Raw genomic sequence first — 18,413 nt, 5'->3', positions numbered from 1 at the left:
CCCGACTCGGACGCCTGCACGGAGTGCATGTATATTTCAGTGCATTAGGCGTACGAAAACTTACACCGTAACCTAATAAGCAACCGACGTACGGAACCTTACACAACCACAACATAAACAACCAGCTTACGAAACCTTTCACCGCTAGTGCATAAACGCAATATTTCCGTGATCAATATTTGACTTTTCGCCACCGAATAAGAAACCAGCAGTCGATCAATTTATTTTATTTTTAAGCGCAATCTTATCCCCCTAGCCTCTCCACCGCTGCCGCCAGTAATGACGGTACGTTAGCGCCTGACTTAACATTTCACCCCCAAGTTATCCACAATTATGAGCCGTTTTGTTCACTTGCAAAGTCACGCTAAGAACACTATCTTGTTATCACACCTTGATTAACACACCACATCTTGTGTTCACAGCATAAAATCGACACTACTCGTTAAGATACTGCAACAATGTTTTTGCACTAATTTAACGCGTGTGTTTTTCGCAAATTTGCCTTTAGCAAATAATGCGATGGCGTGAAGCATGAGATCGCACACGGACAGGTATCGCCCTATGAATCAAAGTCTGCTGGTCACCAAACGTGACGGAAGCAAAGAACGTATCAATCTTGATAAAATCCACCGCGTGCTTGATTGGGCAGCGGAAGGACTGAGCAATGTTTCGGTCTCTCAGGTGGAACTGCGTTCTCACATCCAGTTTTATGATGGGATCCGCACCGCGGACATTCACGAAACCATCATCAAGGCCGCTGCAGACCTGATATCCCGTGATGCTCCAGACTATCAGTATCTGGCCGCACGTCTGGCTATTTTCCATCTGCGTAAAAAAGCCTACGGTCAGTTTGAACCGCCTAAATTGTACGATCACGTCGTTAAATTGGTCGAAATGGGCAAATATGACAAACATCTGCTGGAAGATTACACCCCAGAAGAGTTTGCTCAGATGGATGAGTTTATCGATCACTGGCGTGACATGAATTTCTCTTATGCCGCAGTGAAGCAGTTGGAAGGTAAATATCTGGTTCAGAACCGCGTCTCTGGCGAAATCTACGAGAGCGCGCAGTTCCTGTATATTTTGGTTGCAGCCTGTCTGTTCTCTAACTACCCGCGTGACACTCGTCTAAGCTACGTAAAACGTTTCTATGACGCGGTATCTACGTTCAAGATTTCACTGCCTACGCCAATTATGTCTGGCGTGCGCACCCCTACCCGCCAATTCAGCTCTTGCGTGCTGATTGAGTGTGGCGACAGCTTGGACTCTATCAATGCGACCTCTAGCGCCATTGTGAAATACGTTTCTCAACGCGCTGGCATCGGTATCAACGCGGGTCGAATCCGTGCGTTGGGTAGCCCAATTCGCGGCGGTGAAGCATTCCACACCGGCTGTATTCCTTTCTACAAACATTTCCAGACGGCGGTGAAGTCCTGCTCTCAGGGTGGCGTACGCGGCGGTGCTGCAACGTTATTCTATCCCTTGTGGCATCTGGAAGTTGAAAGCCTGCTGGTGTTGAAAAACAACCGTGGGGTTGAAGGCAACCGCGTACGTCATATGGACTACGGCGTTCAGCTTAACCGCCTGATGTATCAGCGTCTGATCAAGGGCGGCGATATCACGCTGTTTAGCCCATCCGATGTCCCCGGCCTGTACGATGCTTTCTTCGCCGATCAGGATGAGTTCGAGCGCCTGTATATGCAATACGAGGCTGACGACAGCATTCGTAAGCAGAAAGTGAAAGCGGTCGAGCTGTTCTCTCTGATGATGCAGGAACGCGCTTCCACCGGCCGTATCTACATCCAGCATGTGGATCACTGCAATACCCATAGCCCGTTTGATCCGGCTATCGCACCGGTACGTCAGTCAAACCTGTGTTTGGAAATTGCGTTGCCAACCAAGCCGCTGAACGACGTTAATGATGAAAATGGCGAAATCGCACTGTGTACGCTGTCAGCGTTTAACCTCGGTGTGATCAACTCGCTGGACGATTTAGAAGAGCTCGCGGTGCTGGCGGTTCGTGCGCTTGATGCCCTGCTCGACTATCAGGACTACCCAATTCTGGCCGCTAAGCGCGGGGCGATGGGGCGTCGTACTCTGGGTATTGGCGTCATTAACTACGCTTACTATCTGGCGAAAAACGGCGTGCGCTACTCCGATGGCAGCGCAAATAACCTGACCCACAAAACATTTGAAGCTATTCAGTATTACCTGCTGAAAGCCTCTAATGAGCTGGCGAAAGAGCAAGGTGCTTGCCCGTGGTTCAACGAAACCACCTATGCGCAAGGCATACTGCCAATCGACACCTACAAAAAAGATTTGGATACAATTTGCAACGAGCCGCTGCATTACGACTGGGAAGCCCTGCGTAGCGATATCAAGCAGTACGGCCTGCGCAACTCAACGTTGTCAGCCCTAATGCCGTCTGAAACGTCCTCGCAGATTTCTAACGCGACTAACGGTATCGAACCACCGCGTGGTCACATCAGTATCAAAGCGTCAAAAGACGGTATTTTACGTCAGGTTGTACCTGAGTATGATCGTCTGAAAAACGCCTATGAACTGCTGTGGGAAATGCCAAACAACGATGGTTACTTGCAGTTGGTCGGTCTGATGCAGAAATTTATCGATCAGTCGATTTCCGCCAATACCAACTACGATCCGTCGCGCTTCCCATCAGGGAAGGTTCCGATGAAGCAGCTGTTAAAAGACTTGCTGACGGCGTACAAATTTGGGGCTAAAACCCTGTATTATCAAAACACCCGCGATGGAGCAGAGGACGTGCAAGACGACTTGCAGGCAACGCCTGAAGACGACGGCTGCGAAAGCGGCGCTTGCAAGATTTAATCACGACCAATACGACTAACTCTGCGACAGCAGACATCAATTGACCCGATAAATTTCGAGTTACAGGTCAACGGCAAACACGCCTGTAACTTGAAAGATAAAGGGAAAACGGGATTAGCGTTTTATGGCTTACACCACATTCTCACAAAACCAAAACGATCAGTTGCTCGAACCTATGTTCTTTGGCCAGTCAGTTAACGTTGCGCGTTACGACCAGCAAAAGCATGAAATCTTTGAAAAACTGATCGAAAAACAGCTCTCTTTCTTCTGGCGCCCTGAAGAAGTTGACGTGTCTCGCGACCGTATTGACTATCAGGCTCTGCCAGAGCATGAAAAGCATATTTTTATCAGTAACCTAAAATATCAGACCTTGCTGGATTCAATTCAGGGACGCAGTCCAAACGTGGCGTTACTGCCGCTGATCTCCATCCCTGAGTTGGAAACCTGGGTTGAAACTTGGTCATTCTCCGAAACCATTCACTCACGCTCCTACACGCATATTATTCGTAATATCGTGAACGATCCGGCGACCGTGTTTGACGATATCGTGGCCAATGAAGAGATCCTTAAGCGCGCGAAAGATATCTCTGGCTACTACGATGATTTAATCGAGATGACCAGTTACTGGCATCTGTTAGGCGAAGGCACTCACAACGTTAATGGTAAGACTGTAACCGTTAACCTGCGTGCCTTGAAGAAACAGCTGTATCTGTGCCTGATGAGCGTTAACGCACTGGAAGCCATTCGCTTCTACGTTAGCTTCGCCTGTTCTTTCGCTTTCGCCGAACGCGAATTAATGGAAGGTAACGCAAAAATCATCAAGCTGATCGCCCGTGATGAAGCATTACATTTAACAGGCACCCAGCACATTCTGAATCTGATGCGTTCAGGTCAAGACGATCCTGAAATGGCTGAAGTTGCGGTTGAATGCGAGAAAGAGTGTTATGACCTGTTTGTTTTGGCGGCTCAGCAGGAAAAAGAGTGGGCTGAATATCTGTTCCGTGACGGTTCCATGATTGGCCTGAATAAAGATATTCTTTGCCAATACGTTGAGTACATTACCAACATCCGTATGCAGGCCGTTGGTTTAGGATTACCGTTCCAGACTCGTTCGAACCCAATCCCGTGGATCAACGCATGGCTGGTGTCTGATAATGTTCAGGTAGCGCCACAGGAAGTTGAAGTTAGCTCGTATTTAGTCGGTCAGATTGACTCTGAAGTCAATGCCGATGACCTGAGCGACTTCGAGCTGTAAATCCCGCGATGACTTTTACATCTCAGGATCACATGCTGGCGGTAGACGATGCCGCCAGCATCCAGTCAGAAAGCAGCACGGCGGTACCAACTACTCCCACGATTACCCTCACGCTTTCCGGCGCGCGTCTTGATTATATTCATAGCAAAGGCTCGCTGCTTGAGACGCTTGAGCACCATAAAGTTCAGGTTGAGTACCAGTGCCGTTCAGGCTATTGTGGCTCTTGCCGCTGTAAGCTCACCAAAGGTCAGGTGGTTTATCGCCAAAAGCCGTTGGCATTTATCAACGAAGGTGAGATTTTGCCCTGTTGCTGCCATCCCATCGATGATATCGAGGTGGAGCTTTAATCGCCTCCACCGCGATTCTTTTACCTGCCAGTTCTTTCCCTATCACACTGATAATTCTCACAAGAACTAGTCCTAACTCCCACATTTCTGCATGTTTATTTTAAACATCACACAATCAATTGTATGATATAGCCAGCTTTTTATGTGATAAGGACTCGGCTTGGCTCAGACGTGTGCTGGCAGCCGATTTATAAATAATCAGCTGTTGGTCATTATGTCGATTGTTTAAGAGATCGAGATACACGGGTCGAGCACACCAAGGGACAGTTACGGACCCCATCCTTGTGTTCCCCCCCTAAAATCAAGCTTAACCAAATGGCATTTCCATGACTCATAGATTATTTGGTTCTAGCAAACTCCTTTTGGGACTTTGCCAGCGGGCATGCACTTTTTTAGTGTGGACGCTGAGTACGACAGCAGCCATTTATAAGACCATCCAATATAAAATCGAGTCCTATCACGGAGCTACATAGCCATGAAAGCAAAACTTTTACCCATGTTAATTCTGGCCACCCTTTCAGCCGGAACGCTCGGTGCAAACGCATGGGCAGCAACACCACCAAAAACGCTGGTTGTCGTACAGTCACTCGACGATATTGCCAGCCTTGACCCTGCCGAAAGCAACGAACTCTCAAGCATTCAGACCATCCCTAGCCTTTACCAGCGTTTAGTTCAGGCTAACCGCGATAATCCGGCTAAGGTTGATCCCGTATTGGCTGAAAGCTGGCAAGGCGATGCGGCAACTAAAACGCTGACCATCAAGCTAAATCCTAATGCTAAGTTTTCCTCCGGTAATCCTGTACGCCCAGAAGATGTCATTTTCTCGTACACCCGAGCGGTTACGCTGAATAAGTCACCGGCTTTCATCCTGAACGTATTGGGCTGGGAAGCGGACAATGTAGCCAGTCATCTGAAAAAAGTGGATGACCATACGCTACAACTGACGTGGACTGCCAACGTTAGCCCTGACGTTGCACTGAATATTTTATCCACGCCCATTGCGTCAATCGTGGATGAAAAAACCGTCACACCCAATATTAAAAAAGGTGATTTAGGTAATGAATGGCTGAAAATGCACTCAGCCGGTAGCGGCCCCTTCAAAATGCGCGTTTATCAACCGCATCAGGCTATCGTGATGGATGCCAATCCGCTTTCTAACGATGCTCCGAAAATGGCCAACGTGATTATTAAGAATGTGCCAGACCCTGCTTCTCGCCGCCTGCTGATCCAGCAAGGCGATGCCGATATTGCGCGTGGTCTCGGAGCAGACCAAACATCCGCATTGCAAGGTAAAGCAGGCATCAACGTGATGAGTATCCCTTCTGCCGAGCAGAACTACCTCGCCTTCAACGCGGGCAACAGCGCCAACCCGCTGCTGGCGAATCCCGCACTTTGGGAAGCTGCGCGTTATCTGGTCGATTACCAAGGCATTACCCAAGACCTGTTAAAAGGCCAATATTTCATCCATCAAAGTTTCCTGCCCGTTGGCTTCAAGGGCGCGCTAGAAAATAATCCGTTTAACTTTGATCCCGCTAAAGCCAAAGCGATTTTAGATAAAGCCGGTATCAAAAATGCCTCATTCACGCTGGATGTGGAAAACAAAGCGCCGTTTATCACCATCGCGCAGTCTATTCAGGCAAGCTTTGCTCAAGGCGGTGTAAAAGTCGATCTTCTGCCAGCCGCAGGTAGCCAAGTTTATGCACGCGTGCGCGCTCGCCAACATCAGGCGGCTATCCGTATGTGGTTACCTGATTATTTTGATGCTCATTCCAACGCCAGCGCCTTTGCTTACAACGATGACAAAGGCAGCACCGTAGCCTGGTTGAACGGGTGGAAAATTCCCCAGCTAAGCCAGCAGACGCTTGCCGCCGTCGCTGAAGCCGATAGCGCTAAACGCCTGGATATGTACAGCAAAATGCAGCAGGAAATACAGCGCAACTCGCCGTATGTGTTTATCGATCAGGCGAAAACACAGGTCGTGCTGCGCGATAATGTCAAAGGCTATCAGCAGGGCCTGAACGCCGATATGGTTTACTACGATCGCGTAACCAAATAATTCATCCGCTATTTTTATTCATCAGGCGGAGAACTTATGGCTGCTGATTTCACGCCGGAAAATCGTTTCCGGCGTCATTTACAGACCCTGCTACAGGGTCTGGTTACGCTCGCCCTCACCTTACTAGGGCTACTGTTAATCACTTTCTTGCTATCTGCACTGTCTCCGGTAGATCGCGTGTTACAAATCGTCGGCGATCACGCCAGCGTGTCTACCTACAATCAAGTGCGTCACCAACTCGGATTGGATCAACCCTTAGCCGTGCAGTTCTGGCACTACCTATTACAACTGGCTCATGGCGATCTTGGTACGGCAAGTGCGACCGGTCAGCCCGTTCTACAAGATCTGCTGACGGTCTTTCCTGCAACCCTTGAACTGGCAACCTTAGCATTAATCATCGGCGCTTCTCTGGGGGTGTTCTTCGGCGTACTTTGCGCACGCTATGCGAGAACCCGTTGGGATATCGCCATTCGCACCCTAACCCTGCTAGGCAACTCGGTACCGATATTCTGGCTTGGGCTGCTAATGCTGCTGCTGTTTTATGCTCGATTGCAGTGGAGTGCAGGCCCCGGACGGTTAGATGACATCTACCAATACAGCGTGGAAGCCAAAACTGGTTTTGTGCTCATAGACACACTGCTGTCTGGCGACACCGGCGCATTGCTCAATGCGATTAACCATCTGACGCTGCCAACGCTGTTGCTCGCATACTTTTCTATGGCCAGTATTACCCGCCTCACTCGCTCAGCCTGTTTGGGCGAAATGAACAAAGAGTACGTAACGCTGGCGCGAGCCAAAGGTGCCAGCGAGGCGGCTATTCTCCTTCGTCATGTTTTACCTAACATCCGTGGCACGCTGTTTACCGTTATCGCGCTGGCCTACACCAGCATGCTGGAAGGGGCGGTACTAACAGAAACCGTATTTTCATGGCCGGGCATCGGGCGCTATCTCACTACCGCGTTGTTTGCTGGCGATACCACCGCGGTCATGGGCGGTACTTTAGTTATTGGCATCTGTTTTGTGCTGATTAATAACCTGACGGATCTGCTGGTACGTCTTACCGATCCAAGGGTGCATTGATGAATCTATTACGCAAAATCACGCGCTCTCCGGCAGCATGCTGCGGAAGTGTGTTAATTCTCCTCCTGATAGCAATCGCTATTTTCGCTCCGTGGCTGGCAGGACAAGATCCAAACTGGCAGAACGCCGCCTCTCGTCTGCTGCCTCCAGAGTCAGGGCACTGGCTTGGCACTGATGCTTATGGCCGAGATATGCTGGCACGGATGATTTACGGTACTCGCCCCATGCTGGGAATGGTGTTACTGGTGACCGCTATCACGCTGCCGCTCGGGCTGCTGATCGGTATTTTATCGGGTTACTATGGTGGCTGGACTGAACGCATTCTGATGCGTTTTACCGACGTGGTGATGTCGATGCCGCGTTTAATTCTGGCCTTTGCCTTTGTGGCCATGCTCGGACCGGGGCTCATCAATGGCGCACTGGCACTGGCGATCACCACCTGGCCTGCCTATGCTCGTCAGGCACGTACTGAAATTCAACGCCTGAGAAACAGTGATTATCTGAGCGCCGCCGAAATGCTGGGCATTCGGGGTTTAAGGCTAATGTGGGGGCATATTTTACCACTTTGCCTCCCTTCAGCGATTGTGCGCCTCGCGCTCGATCTGGCGGGGATTATTCTCGCCGCAGCGGGTCTTGGATTCCTTGGCTTGGGCGCTCGCCCTCCGATGGCTGAATGGGGCGCGATGATTGCCGACGGCATGCAGGTGATATTTGACCAATGGTGGATCGCCACCATTCCGGGAGCCGCAATCCTCATCAGTAGTCTGGCATTTAATCTGTTGGGCGACGGCCTGCGCGATATTTTGGAGCCCGAACATGACTGATCGTTCAAGAAATAGCGAACCGCTATTGGAAGCCGCTGATTTGTGCGTAAGCTTTGGCCGTTCTCAGGTCGTGAATCATATGAATTTATCACTGGGCCAAGAACGTTTGGCGCTGGTAGGAGAATCAGGCTCAGGCAAGTCCATGACCGCACGCGCGCTCATGGGGCTGATTCGTCAACCGGGTACAGTGAGCGCCAAAGCGCTGCGGTTCGAACAACAAAATTTACTGGCGCTCAGCGCAAAGCAATGGTCATCGCTGCGCGGCAACCAGATTGCTATGGTGTTGCAAGATCCACGCTACGCGCTCAATCCTGTGCTCACTATCCACCAGCAGATAGAGGAAGCCCTATCCCTACATCAGCGGCTATCGCGTGCCCAGCGCCATGAGCGAGTGCAACACATGGCCGAATCAGTCGGCCTTCCTCTTGCCAGCTTGAAGCGATATCCCGGAGAACTGTCAGGCGGTATGGGGCAACGCGCCATGATCGCGATTGCGCTCATCAATGATCCACACGTGTTGATTGCCGATGAGCCCACCTCGGCGTTGGATGCACGTCTGCGCCACCAAATTTTGGCATTGTTAGTTGAACAATGTGAACAGCGACGCATGGGATTATTGCTCATTAGCCACGATCTGCCTCTGGTGGCTGAGCACTGTGAGCGCGTGATGGTGATGTATCAAGGGCGACAGGTTGATGAACTGCGCGCCGCTGAACTACCACAGGCAACGCATCCTTATACGCGTACGCTGTGGACCTGCCAACCTAACGCGCACACCTACGGCACAACGCTACCGGTGCTCGATCGTTCGCTGTCTTTCGGGGGCAAAGCATATGTCGCTGATTAACATTCAAGATTTACGAGTCAGCTTTTCCGATGGAAAGCAGTATAAACACGTCGTGCAGTCAGCCCATTTTCACGTTAATCAGGGCGAAACGTTTAGTTTAATCGGCGCTTCCGGCTGCGGTAAATCCACGATTTTACGCGTCATTGCCGGTCTACAGCGTGAATGGCAAGGCGAAGTCACCCTGCTTAACCAAACGATTCGGCCACAAAAACGTTTCACCGGAGAACTCCGCCGGAACGTGCAAATGGTATTTCAAGATCCCTATGCATCGCTACATCCACAGCATCAAATCTTCCGCTCACTGGCTGAGCCGTTAAAGATCCACCAAGAGCCTGATGTGGAACGGCGGGTGACGCAAGCGCTCCAACAGGTGGGTCTTCCGGCCGATGCGGCACAGCGTTTCCCATATCAGATATCAGGCGGCCAGCGCCAGCGTGTAGCCATAGCACGTGCGCTGTTGCTGCGCCCCAAAATCCTGTTACTGGATGAGCCCACTTCAGCACTTGATATGTCGGTTCAAGCAGAAATTCTTAATCTACTTAACGATCTTAAGCAGCAATATGACATGACCTATCTTCTGGTCAGCCATGATGCTGACGTCATCGCCCATATGTCAGAGCGAGCGGCGCTGATGAAAGAGGGAAAAATCGTTCGAGAATTCGATAGAGCAGCGCTAATGCACGGCGATCACCGTTTCGACTAAAGCAAAAAAGAAAAGCCCCCGAGCTTATGAAAGATCGGGGGCTAGAGTTTCGTCTATCTATAACCGTTCATCGACAGTCTGAACGTTGAAAATCGCTATCAGCGACGGTTACCGAAGATACGCAGCAGCATCAGGAACAGGTTGATGAAGTCCAGATACAGGGTCAACGCACCTAAAATAGAATATTTGCGGAAATTATCTTTATCATCTGGAGATAGCTGCTCTCCCATCGCCTTCAGCTTCTGGGTGTCATAGGCAGTTAGGCCAACAAAGATAATCACGCCTGCGTAGGTAATAACCCACGTCAATGCAGGGCTTTTCAGCCAAATATTCACCAGCGACGCCAGAATAATACCGATCAGCCCCATAAACATCATGGAGCCAATACCGCTAAGGTCGCGTTTGGTGGTGTAACCGTAAAGACTCATCGCACCGAACATACCTGCCGTCACCACGAAAGTACTCGCGATAGACGAATATGTATACACGATAAAAATACTCGCCAGCGTTAATCCCGTTAGCGCAGAGTACAGCATAAACAATGATGTCGCGGCAGCGGCGCTCAGCTTATGCACCATACCAGACAACACAAACACAAGGCCCAACTGGACGATGACCAAACCGAAAAAGGTAATTTTGCTGGAAAAAATGAAATTCAGCACGGCTGGGGTATGTGCGGCATACCATGCCACGATAGACGTTAACAATAAACCACAGGTCATCCAGCCATATACTTGCGCCATATATGTCTGAAGACCGGTATTTGCGCGCTCAACGATCGAGCCATTATCTCGAGGATATCGATCCATGAAGATCACCTTTATCTAGGAATAACAACATTGTCTGGATTGATAAAGCAACCAGACCGTTCTCCTAATAAGCCTACCACAGAACCGGTTTTTTGCTGCCTATGTAGTGTGCGGATATATTTCAAGTTTAGGTAATATTGACTTGCCAAACCTAGCATCCACCGTACTCAATGCGTACGGTGGAGAGCTCACCGCAATTTGAGTACTTAGACCTTAGCCCAGCGCTTAGCGACGCTCGCAACCCGTTCGCCAAACTTACGCGCCGTTTCCAGATCACCCGGTAGCGGAGCTTCGTCTGGAGAAGCGTCTGAAGGCGAAACCGTCATCAATCCTGAGAACCCAGCAATGTAGTTCACATCGTTGCGGTTAGCGGTTTTGGTATTGGTAGGCAGCATCCCCATCCCTACCCACACGCCGCCATGCTGCTGGGAAAGATGGAACATGTAGTCCAGCGTTCCTAGCTTATCGCCGTTCATGCTGGCCGAGTTGGTGAAACCCGCAAAAACTTTGTCCTTCCACTCCTGACTAAACCAAGGTTTCGAAGAAGCATCAGCAAATTTCTTAAACTGCCAAGATGGCCCGCCCATATAGGTTGGGCTACCAAAAATGATTCCGTCTGCTTTCGCCAGCAAATGCCAGCCACCTTCAGGTAGATTACCTTCACTATCAATCGGTAATACGTCGACGGTTACACCTTCAACATTCTTGACTCCCGCTGCTACGGCCTCGGCGGCTTTGGCGGTATGACCATATCCACTATGAAAAACCACGGCTAATGCTGTCATTTGAAATAACTCCTCACGCGTTGGTTAATTAGTTATATGCCTGAAGTATTTATACGTTCAGAAAAACGCTGCGTCTAGCACAATGGCGGTTTATCGAATCTAGTGCAAACGTCCATGAGGTATCGGGTTACGGGCTGAGGGGACGCCGAAAATCCGTGGTATCAGGCAATAACGCGACCGTTCGTAGATGTCTATTGCAGATAAACCATATTTCATCTCGGTCGTTGGACAAAATATAATAGGCATCTGATGATTCCGAGGGATTAAATACGCCTAATGCACGGTAGGATACCCCTTCACTGAAGCCGCTACAGAGCGGTAAAGGCCGTGGCCCGTTTTCGAGCTCTTCAACCCGCAGATAAAGCCCTTGTTCAAACCAAATCAAAGTGACTCCTTAGCTCAGCGAGAATTAATGAATGTTTGCGAAAAAAACATCGCACTGAATTCAGTATAGTGAAAACTGGCTCGGTAGGATTTTTAAGATGTCGGATGCAACGGTGAAAAGCGGGTGGGACGTAGAAAGTGATTATTGCTCTAAGCAAGAATATCTAAGCAGGGATACATTACGAAGAATTAACCCTTTTCTCTGCCAGCTCATGGGTAAATTTAACCATCAACACCAGAGCTTAAAAGCCGAAAAAAGGGTTTCGCAGATTTACCAGCGTTTTGCCGCCTGATGGTCGCTGTCGCGCGCATCCACCCAGCGATCGCCCTGCTCGGTGGCTTCGCGTTTCCAGAATGGCGCACGAGTTTTGAGGTAGTCCATAATAAACTCAGCGGCTTCAAACGCCATACTACGGTGTGCGCTGGTCACGCCAACAAATACGATTTCATCTCCAGGATACATCGCGCCAACGCGGTGGATCAGCGAGATGCGCTGCAACGGCCAGCGTTCACGCGCTTCGGCCACGATTTCGCCGAGGGCTTTTTCAGTCATCCCAGGATAATGTTCCAGCGTTAACGCACTCACATTATCGCCCAGATTATGATTACGCACTTTGCCAGTGAAGGTGACCACTGCGCCATCGTCTTCACACTGTGATAGCCATTGGTATTCGTCACCAACGCTGAAGTTTTCTTGGCCAACGCGAATACGGGTGTTTTCCACGATCAACCTCCGGTTACCGGTGGGAAAAAGGCGACCTCATCTCCAGAGGATAAAGGATGTGAAAATTCCACCAGCGTTTGATTTACCGCCGCAAGCAGTTTGCCCGACTCCAGCGCCAGTGCCCATTTGTCACCGCGCTCTGCCAACGCCGTACGCAGCGCTTCAACGGTTGGATAAACTTCACAGCTCAACTCTTCGCTTCCCGTGAGTTCGCGTACCTGAGCAAAAAACAACACTTTAATCATGATGCGTCCGCCTTAAAATCACCTGATTTACCGCCGCTCTTTGCTAACAGACGAACAGGGCCGATGACCATATCTTTTTGCACCGCTTTACACATGTCATAGATAGTGAGCGCCGCCACTGAAGCCGCGGTGAGAGCTTCCATCTCAACGCCGGTTTTACCGGTTAAGCGGCAGCAGGACTCAATACGCACACGGTGGGTATCAACTTCCGCAAACAGTTGCACTTCAACTTTGGTCAGCAATAGTGGGTGACACAGCGGGATCAGCTCCCACGTGCGCTTTGCGGCTTGGATCCCTGCGATACGCGCGGTAGCGAAAACGTCGCCCTTGTGGTGTTTACCTTCAACAATCATCGCCAGCGTTTCGGGCTTCATTTCTACATAAGCTTCTGCGCGTGCTTCACGCACCGTTTCTGCCTTCGCAGAAACATCGACCATGTGGGCTTCACCGGCCGCATTGATATGGGTGAGTTGGCTCATAGTTTTCTTATAATTTATACAGTTAACGTGGTGTAAAGCGGAATTAGCCGCCGATGAAAGAGAGATTCTGCGTATGCCCGATGTTGCCGTCATGCAAGAAGTGCGTTTGCTTTTTGTGTCGCAAACCGCCTTGAATACGCAGCTTTAGTTCATCCAGATGCTCATCGCCAGCCAGCAAATCACGCAGCGGGATACCCGATTCACCGAACAGGCACAGATGCAGATTGCCAATGGCAGAGACGCGTAGGCGATTGCAGCTGGTGCAGAAGTCTTTTTCATAAGGCATGATAAGACCGACTTCGCCCAGATAGTCAGGGTGGCGAAAAACCTGTGCAGGTCCGTCGCTGCGGGCGCGTTCTTGACGCTGCCAGCCAAGCGCAAGCAGCTGATCGCGGATCACTTCACCTGAAACATGATGCTTACGGAATAAATCTCCGCCGTCACCGGTTTCCATCAGCTCAATGAAGCGCATTTGAATGGGGCGTGTTTTAATCCAGTTGAGAAAACCGTTCAGGCTGCGATCGTTAACATCACGCATCAGTACCGTATTCACTTTTACTTTCTCAAAACCGGCGTCAAACGCGGCGTCAATTCCCTGCATCACCTGCTTCAGTTTATCTTCACCGGTGATCGCGTGAAATTGGCGGGCATCGAGACTATCAACGCTAACGTTAACCGCCGTTAGACCCGCCTCTCGCCAGCTCGCAATGTCCCGCGCCATACGGTAGCCGTTAGTGGTCACCGCCAATGTTCTGATGGACTGATTTTCACGTACCGCAGAAATGATATCGACAAAGTCACGACGTAAAGAGGGTTCGCCACCGGTTAGACGCACTTTCTCAGTGCCCAGTTCGGCGAACGCGCGGCTGACGCGACGGATCTCGTCAAGAGATAAGAAGCTTTTGTTGGCATGGCCATTCGGCTTGTAGCCGTCTGGCAGACAGTACGTGCAACGAAAATTGCACACGTCTGTGATTGAAAGTCGCAAGTAATAAAACTTACGCTCAAATGCGTCAGTCAGTTGGAGCATTGTTAACACCTTTCCAATATCGGGAGGCACAGGCATTTCTACCTTGTACCCTGGTGGCTTATAGCCACGGCCCTGACGCCATATTTTTGAAAACATCCAGTTTTCGGAAAACTTAGGCAACAGGGCTAGGAGTTCAGACGCCATGAGAGCAGATCGTACTCACATCACATCTCTGAAATAGCTATGTAATCTTAGGCAATTCTAGCGTTAATCCTCACGCTTACCAAACACATCACGTTGTATAATTTTATATATAACGCTTTTATGTCAGTAACTTACGTGAAGAATACACTAGTTAACGTCCTACTATACTTGATATAAATCACGCAAATAAGTCAGGGTTTCGCCTTTTTAAGGCTGATCCGGTACTTTATCCCCAGTTTATTTTCATTTTGTAGGATTTTTATGCGAAACCGTGCTTTAGCCGATCTTGATAAGGTCGTCGCGTTAGGAGGCGGACACGGACTTGGCCGCGTGATGTCGGCTCTGTCTCCGCTTGGGTCACGCTTAACGGGGATTGTCACCACCACGGATAACGGTGGCTCAACGGGACGCATTCGACGCTCTGAAGGCGGTATCGCATGGGGAGACATGCGTAACTGTTTGAATCAGCTGATTACCGAGCCTAGCGTGGCTTCGGCCATGTTTGAATATCGTTTTAACGGTAACGGTGAATTAGCTGGGCATAACCTCGGAAATTTGATGTTAAAGGCGTTAGACCATCTGAGCGTGCGCCCGTTGGAGGCAATAAACCTGATCCGTAGCTTACTGAAAGTCGATGCCTCGCTCATTCCCATGTCTGAACAGCCGGTCGATCTCAACGCTATCGACAACGACGGTCATATTATTTATGGCGAAGTGAATATCGATCAGCTCAAAGAGATGCCCGCGCAGTTGATGCTCGAACCGCAGGTGCAGGCAACGCGCGAGGCCGTTGAAGCGATAGAAAAAGCCGATCTCATCCTCATTGGCCCCGGCAGTTTCTTAACTAGCCTGATGCCATTACTGTTACTGGACGATTTAACTCAAGCCCTACGCCGTACCCGCGCACATATGATTTATATCGGTAATCTGGGCAAAGAGCTCAGCGTCGCGGCGGCAGCGTTAACCCTGCCAGATAAGTTAAAAATTATGGAAGATGCCATTGGCGGGCACGCCATAGATGCCGTCGTCGTTGGCCCAAAAGTCAACGTCAGCGGAATGCAAAATCGCGTCGTCGTACAGGAAACGCTTGAGGCTAGCGATATCCCCTACCGCCACGATCGTGATCTCTTGCGCATGGCGATTGAGAAAGCGTTACAGCAGTTGAGTTAGTTTTATCGTTTGGGAATTCAACTAAAGCTCCCTACGACAGGGAGCCTTTATATGATTTAGAGTAATGATTGACTGTTCACGTTATAACATTAAACCGCGTGATATACGGCTGATAATACTGCCCTCAGGTTGTTCATCGTGATCTTGCAAATCTAGCGCATCCAAATCACCGTCGATCCACGTGTTTTTGGCCACATAGCGCGCATAGCGAACCTTTGCCCAAGGATATGCAAGCCAACAGGTGCACACTGATATCAGCAAATTACTCAATGTTTGCCACAAACACCCTGTAAACGTAAGCGTAGAGCGAAATGAAACGCGGTCTTGAAGCGTCGTCGACGAAAAGACATATTTGCGTAGAGCCACAATGGAATATATTGAACTAACTAATATACCAAGGATAAATAGCCCATAGCACATGGCTATTTGTGATATTAAATCACTGATATCCTCTGCTTGTGTAGAAATTTCGCCAGAGGCTAGCTGATGAAACAGTGGCGTTATAATCTTAATACACAATAATAGGAAGGGTAGAAGTATCAACATAGAAACACTAGATATCTGGAGACATTTCATCACACAAATATTTGTTGAGAAATAGTGCTTTCCAAAACTGACATTATTATACAGTAACTTAATTTGTAAATAATATGCCATTCCGTGTATTATACTTAATCCTATAATATAGAGAGTGACACTAATCCCAACCACGTATGCAGAATCTCTCAGCAAAAAGCATGAACATACAATAATAAACACCAGCACAAGTAACATTAATAACGGGCAACCTAGTATTGCCCACCATCCTTTTAATCCCGCGCATTTAAAATTAAAGCGCACACCGTTTAGCTCTGTCATCATGGCCTGAAAACGGAGTCCATGCATAACAACATAAGGGAAAAACAGGATGAAAACGGCAAGCATACAACCCAAGGTAACATTCGATTGTGCCCGAGCCGCCATAATCCAGCCAATGTATAAAGCAATCAGGCACAGCCAACTAAAAAATATCGAGCCACCGCTAGCATGATAAGAAAAACGAGAGCCTGAAATCTCGGTGTTAGCATAAAAATAACGCTTAGTCCGCACCAGAGCCCAAGCGCCATAAATCCCGCAAGTGATCGTCGTCAATAGAAAATTTACGATGAATATTTTAAAATATTCCTTCGCTGTTCCATGAAAAATAACGCACACACTTTTATTTACTGGGTTTATTTCATCATCCTCTGACATAACCATCCTTAATTGAATTTTCATTTATTTTACATAAAATAGCCCGAACATCAGAAAAACCTGATATTAAAATTAGTTAAGCATAAAAACGCAGACAACTCCAAACAATTGTCAGTTTAGCGGAGTTAATTTAAAATTAAGAACATGCCAATATTAATCTAAAAAAATAGATTTAGTTTATGATTAAAAGAATGCCCTGCATCTATAAACAGGGCATCAACATTATTCTATTTACTATTTAACTTACAGCAATTCTTCAGGCTTTAACCACTCGTAGTTGCCATAAGGTGACTCGTCATTCAGCCAACGACGCAGCATATCTAAAGCCAACATGGCGGTCATTTCTTGACGGATCTTCTGGCTGTGGCGTTGTGAGCTGTATGCCATCGTTTGACCGAAGGTTTTCTGTTGTGAATGCAGAACCACGCTGATGCGGTCGTCTTGTAACTCACCGATGGCAATCGTTAAGTCAGCTCCGCTATGGGTGGCTAAGATACGGGCGCGTGCAGCCACCTCTTTCAAAGTGCTATTGCCCATATGCTCTGGCAGTTCGCTGTTTGCCAGTGGAGCATCAACGGAACGCAACTGCCAGCTTAATAAACCCGCGGTAAACTGCTCGCTCAGCGCCAAACGTAGGCCCTTTTCCCGCAGTCCTAAGGCGACATCATGCGGTAGCCCTGCGGTGCCTTCAAATATGCAGTTTTCCCCTGCCACGGCACGCACGTGCTGCCAGACTTTCAGCATCTCTTCACGCTGGGAAGATGGCCCAGTGAGTTTCAGCTCAATGATTGGCATAGAAGAACGATAACCCAGCGTGGTATTGGGCGGCAGAGGCAAGGAGTCCAGTTGCTGCGCCAAACCGCTTTCTGAACGACCAAACGTGGTGAGGCGTAAACACAGCGGTGATTCCGTCTGCGGGAAACGCTGGCGTAAGCGTGGCACGATTTGCTGTTCAACCATGACCTTAAATTCGGATGGAACGCCCGGCGTAAAGAAAATCCAGCAGTCATTGAGTTGAATACTGAAACCACAGGCGGTACCCACTGGGTTATCAATCATCTCGGCGCTGGCGGGGATCATTGCCTGTTTCCGATTACTCTCCGACATAGGCCGCCCGCGTGAAGCGAAATACGCCTCCATGCGCGCAATCCATTCAGGATGCACCACCAACGACTCACCAAGAGCCTCAGCCGCGGCCTGAGCGCTAAGATCGTCACTGGTTGGCCCTAGCCCGCCGTTGACGATCAAAACATCCGCATACTGGCTTCGTAGCTGTAACGTGGACACTAAATCTTCCAGTGAGTCACCCACGGTGCTACGAGAACGCATCGGGACGCCTTGCTGAAAAAGATAATCCGCCAGCCATGCGGAATTGGTATCAACGATCTGACCATGCAGAACTTCGTCACCCGTACAGAGCATTTCTAGACGTAACATCCGCCTCTCCTGAA

The 18,413-nt window shown here is 49.3% G+C and carries 18 protein-coding genes and 1 riboswitch; of the genes, 9 read left to right on the top strand and 9 right to left on the bottom strand.

Features of this window, described 5'->3' with window-relative positions; all coding sequences use genetic code 11:
* The first annotated feature begins 561 nt into the window (after window positions 1–561).
* The 8 genes from nrdA (at window position 562) to HMPREF3091_RS18150 (ending at window position 9,959) form a co-directional block, all read left to right on the top strand.
* Entirely contained in the window at window positions 562–2,847 is a 2,286-nt protein-coding gene (gene nrdA / locus HMPREF3091_RS18185; RefSeq protein WP_004092303.1) for a class 1a ribonucleoside-diphosphate reductase subunit alpha, read from the top strand.
* A gap of 124 nt (window positions 2,848–2,971) precedes the next feature.
* Window positions 2,972–4,102 (top strand): class Ia ribonucleoside-diphosphate reductase subunit beta, encoded by a 1,131-nt coding sequence (gene nrdB / locus HMPREF3091_RS18180; protein ID WP_004092301.1) that lies wholly within the window; start codon window positions 2,972–2,974, stop codon window positions 4,100–4,102.
* Window positions 4,103–4,134: 32 nt separating this feature from the next.
* Window positions 4,135–4,449, top strand: coding sequence for a class I ribonucleotide reductase maintenance protein YfaE (gene yfaE, locus HMPREF3091_RS18175; protein ID WP_070717768.1), 315 nt, complete (start codon window positions 4,135–4,137; stop codon window positions 4,447–4,449).
* Between the two features lie 475 nt (window positions 4,450–4,924).
* Window positions 4,925–6,505, top strand: coding sequence for an ABC transporter substrate-binding protein (locus HMPREF3091_RS18170; RefSeq protein ID WP_070717765.1), 1,581 nt, complete (start codon window positions 4,925–4,927; stop codon window positions 6,503–6,505).
* 36 nt (window positions 6,506–6,541) lie between these two features.
* A complete protein-coding gene (locus tag HMPREF3091_RS18165) occupies window positions 6,542–7,585 on the top strand; it encodes an ABC transporter permease (RefSeq protein WP_070717762.1) in 1,044 nt (347 codons plus the stop codon).
* The gene (locus HMPREF3091_RS18160) at window positions 7,585–8,409 is read left to right on the top strand and encodes an ABC transporter permease (protein WP_070717761.1); all 825 of its coding nucleotides are present in this window, start codon (window positions 7,585–7,587) and stop codon (window positions 8,407–8,409) included. The genes HMPREF3091_RS18165 and HMPREF3091_RS18160 overlap by 1 nt, the downstream gene beginning before the upstream one ends.
* A complete protein-coding gene (locus HMPREF3091_RS18155; protein ID WP_070717759.1) occupies window positions 8,402–9,256 on the top strand; it encodes an ABC transporter ATP-binding protein in 855 nt (284 codons plus the stop codon). The genes HMPREF3091_RS18160 and HMPREF3091_RS18155 overlap by 8 nt, the downstream gene beginning before the upstream one ends.
* Window positions 9,243–9,959, top strand: coding sequence for an ABC transporter ATP-binding protein (locus tag HMPREF3091_RS18150; RefSeq protein WP_070717756.1), 717 nt, complete (start codon window positions 9,243–9,245; stop codon window positions 9,957–9,959). The genes HMPREF3091_RS18155 and HMPREF3091_RS18150 overlap by 14 nt, the downstream gene beginning before the upstream one ends.
* Before the next feature lie 98 nt (window positions 9,960–10,057).
* Here HMPREF3091_RS18150 and HMPREF3091_RS18145 read toward each other — a convergent pair whose 3' ends face one another.
* From HMPREF3091_RS18145 to moaA, 7 genes are all read right to left on the bottom strand, one after another.
* Window positions 10,058–10,768: a Bax inhibitor-1/YccA family protein gene (locus HMPREF3091_RS18145; protein WP_004092289.1), complete on the bottom strand. Its 711-nt coding sequence runs from the start codon at window positions 10,766–10,768 to the stop codon at window positions 10,058–10,060.
* 206 nt (window positions 10,769–10,974) lie between these two features.
* Window positions 10,975–11,553 carry a flavodoxin family protein gene (locus tag HMPREF3091_RS18140; RefSeq protein ID WP_070717753.1) on the bottom strand — a complete coding sequence of 193 codons (579 nt, stop codon included), beginning with the start codon at window positions 11,551–11,553 and terminating at the stop codon, window positions 10,975–10,977.
* Window positions 11,554–11,680: 127 nt separating this feature from the next.
* Entirely contained in the window at window positions 11,681–11,938 is a 258-nt protein-coding gene (locus tag HMPREF3091_RS22315) for a hypothetical protein (protein ID WP_083321461.1), read from the bottom strand.
* A 270-nt stretch (window positions 11,939–12,208) separates the two neighbouring features.
* Complete coding sequence (gene moaE / locus HMPREF3091_RS18135) at window positions 12,209–12,661, bottom strand: molybdopterin synthase catalytic subunit MoaE (protein WP_035503157.1); 453 nt, start codon at window positions 12,659–12,661, stop codon at window positions 12,209–12,211.
* Between the two features lie 2 nt (window positions 12,662–12,663).
* Entirely contained in the window at window positions 12,664–12,906 is a 243-nt protein-coding gene (moaD, locus tag HMPREF3091_RS18130) for a molybdopterin synthase sulfur carrier subunit (RefSeq protein ID WP_004092281.1), read from the bottom strand.
* Window positions 12,903–13,385, bottom strand: a complete 483-nt coding sequence (moaC, locus tag HMPREF3091_RS18125) for a cyclic pyranopterin monophosphate synthase MoaC (RefSeq protein WP_004092279.1) — start codon at window positions 13,383–13,385, stop codon at window positions 12,903–12,905. The genes moaD and moaC overlap by 4 nt, the downstream gene beginning before the upstream one ends.
* Before the next feature lie 43 nt (window positions 13,386–13,428).
* Window positions 13,429–14,415 carry a GTP 3',8-cyclase MoaA gene (gene moaA, locus HMPREF3091_RS18120; RefSeq protein WP_070717750.1) on the bottom strand — a complete coding sequence of 329 codons (987 nt, stop codon included), beginning with the start codon at window positions 14,413–14,415 and terminating at the stop codon, window positions 13,429–13,431.
* A riboswitch (molybdenum cofactor riboswitch) is annotated at window positions 14,406–14,559 on the bottom strand. Its footprint overlaps the gene before it by 10 nt.
* Before the next feature lie 261 nt (window positions 14,560–14,820).
* Here moaA and yvcK point away from each other — a divergent pair.
* Window positions 14,821–15,729: a uridine diphosphate-N-acetylglucosamine-binding protein YvcK gene (gene yvcK, locus HMPREF3091_RS18115; RefSeq protein WP_070717749.1), complete on the top strand. Its 909-nt coding sequence runs from the start codon at window positions 14,821–14,823 to the stop codon at window positions 15,727–15,729.
* Window positions 15,730–15,810: 81 nt separating this feature from the next.
* On the opposite strand, the gene HMPREF3091_RS18110 is transcribed toward yvcK, so the two are convergent.
* Both HMPREF3091_RS18110 and HMPREF3091_RS18105 read right to left on the bottom strand, forming a co-directional pair.
* Window positions 15,811–16,962: a YjgN family protein gene (locus HMPREF3091_RS18110; protein WP_246840022.1), complete on the bottom strand. Its 1,152-nt coding sequence runs from the start codon at window positions 16,960–16,962 to the stop codon at window positions 15,811–15,813.
* 243 nt (window positions 16,963–17,205) lie between these two features.
* Window positions 17,206–18,399 (bottom strand): nicotinamide mononucleotide deamidase-related protein YfaY, encoded by a 1,194-nt coding sequence (locus HMPREF3091_RS18105; RefSeq protein WP_070717744.1) that lies wholly within the window; start codon window positions 18,397–18,399, stop codon window positions 17,206–17,208.
* Between the last annotated feature and the right edge of the window lie 14 nt (window positions 18,400–18,413).

Source organism: Hafnia sp. HMSC23F03, assembly GCF_001816025.1.
GTDB lineage: Bacteria > Pseudomonadota > Gammaproteobacteria > Enterobacterales > Enterobacteriaceae > Hafnia > Hafnia paralvei.
This window is presented reverse-complemented; position numbering and strand designations above follow the sequence as displayed.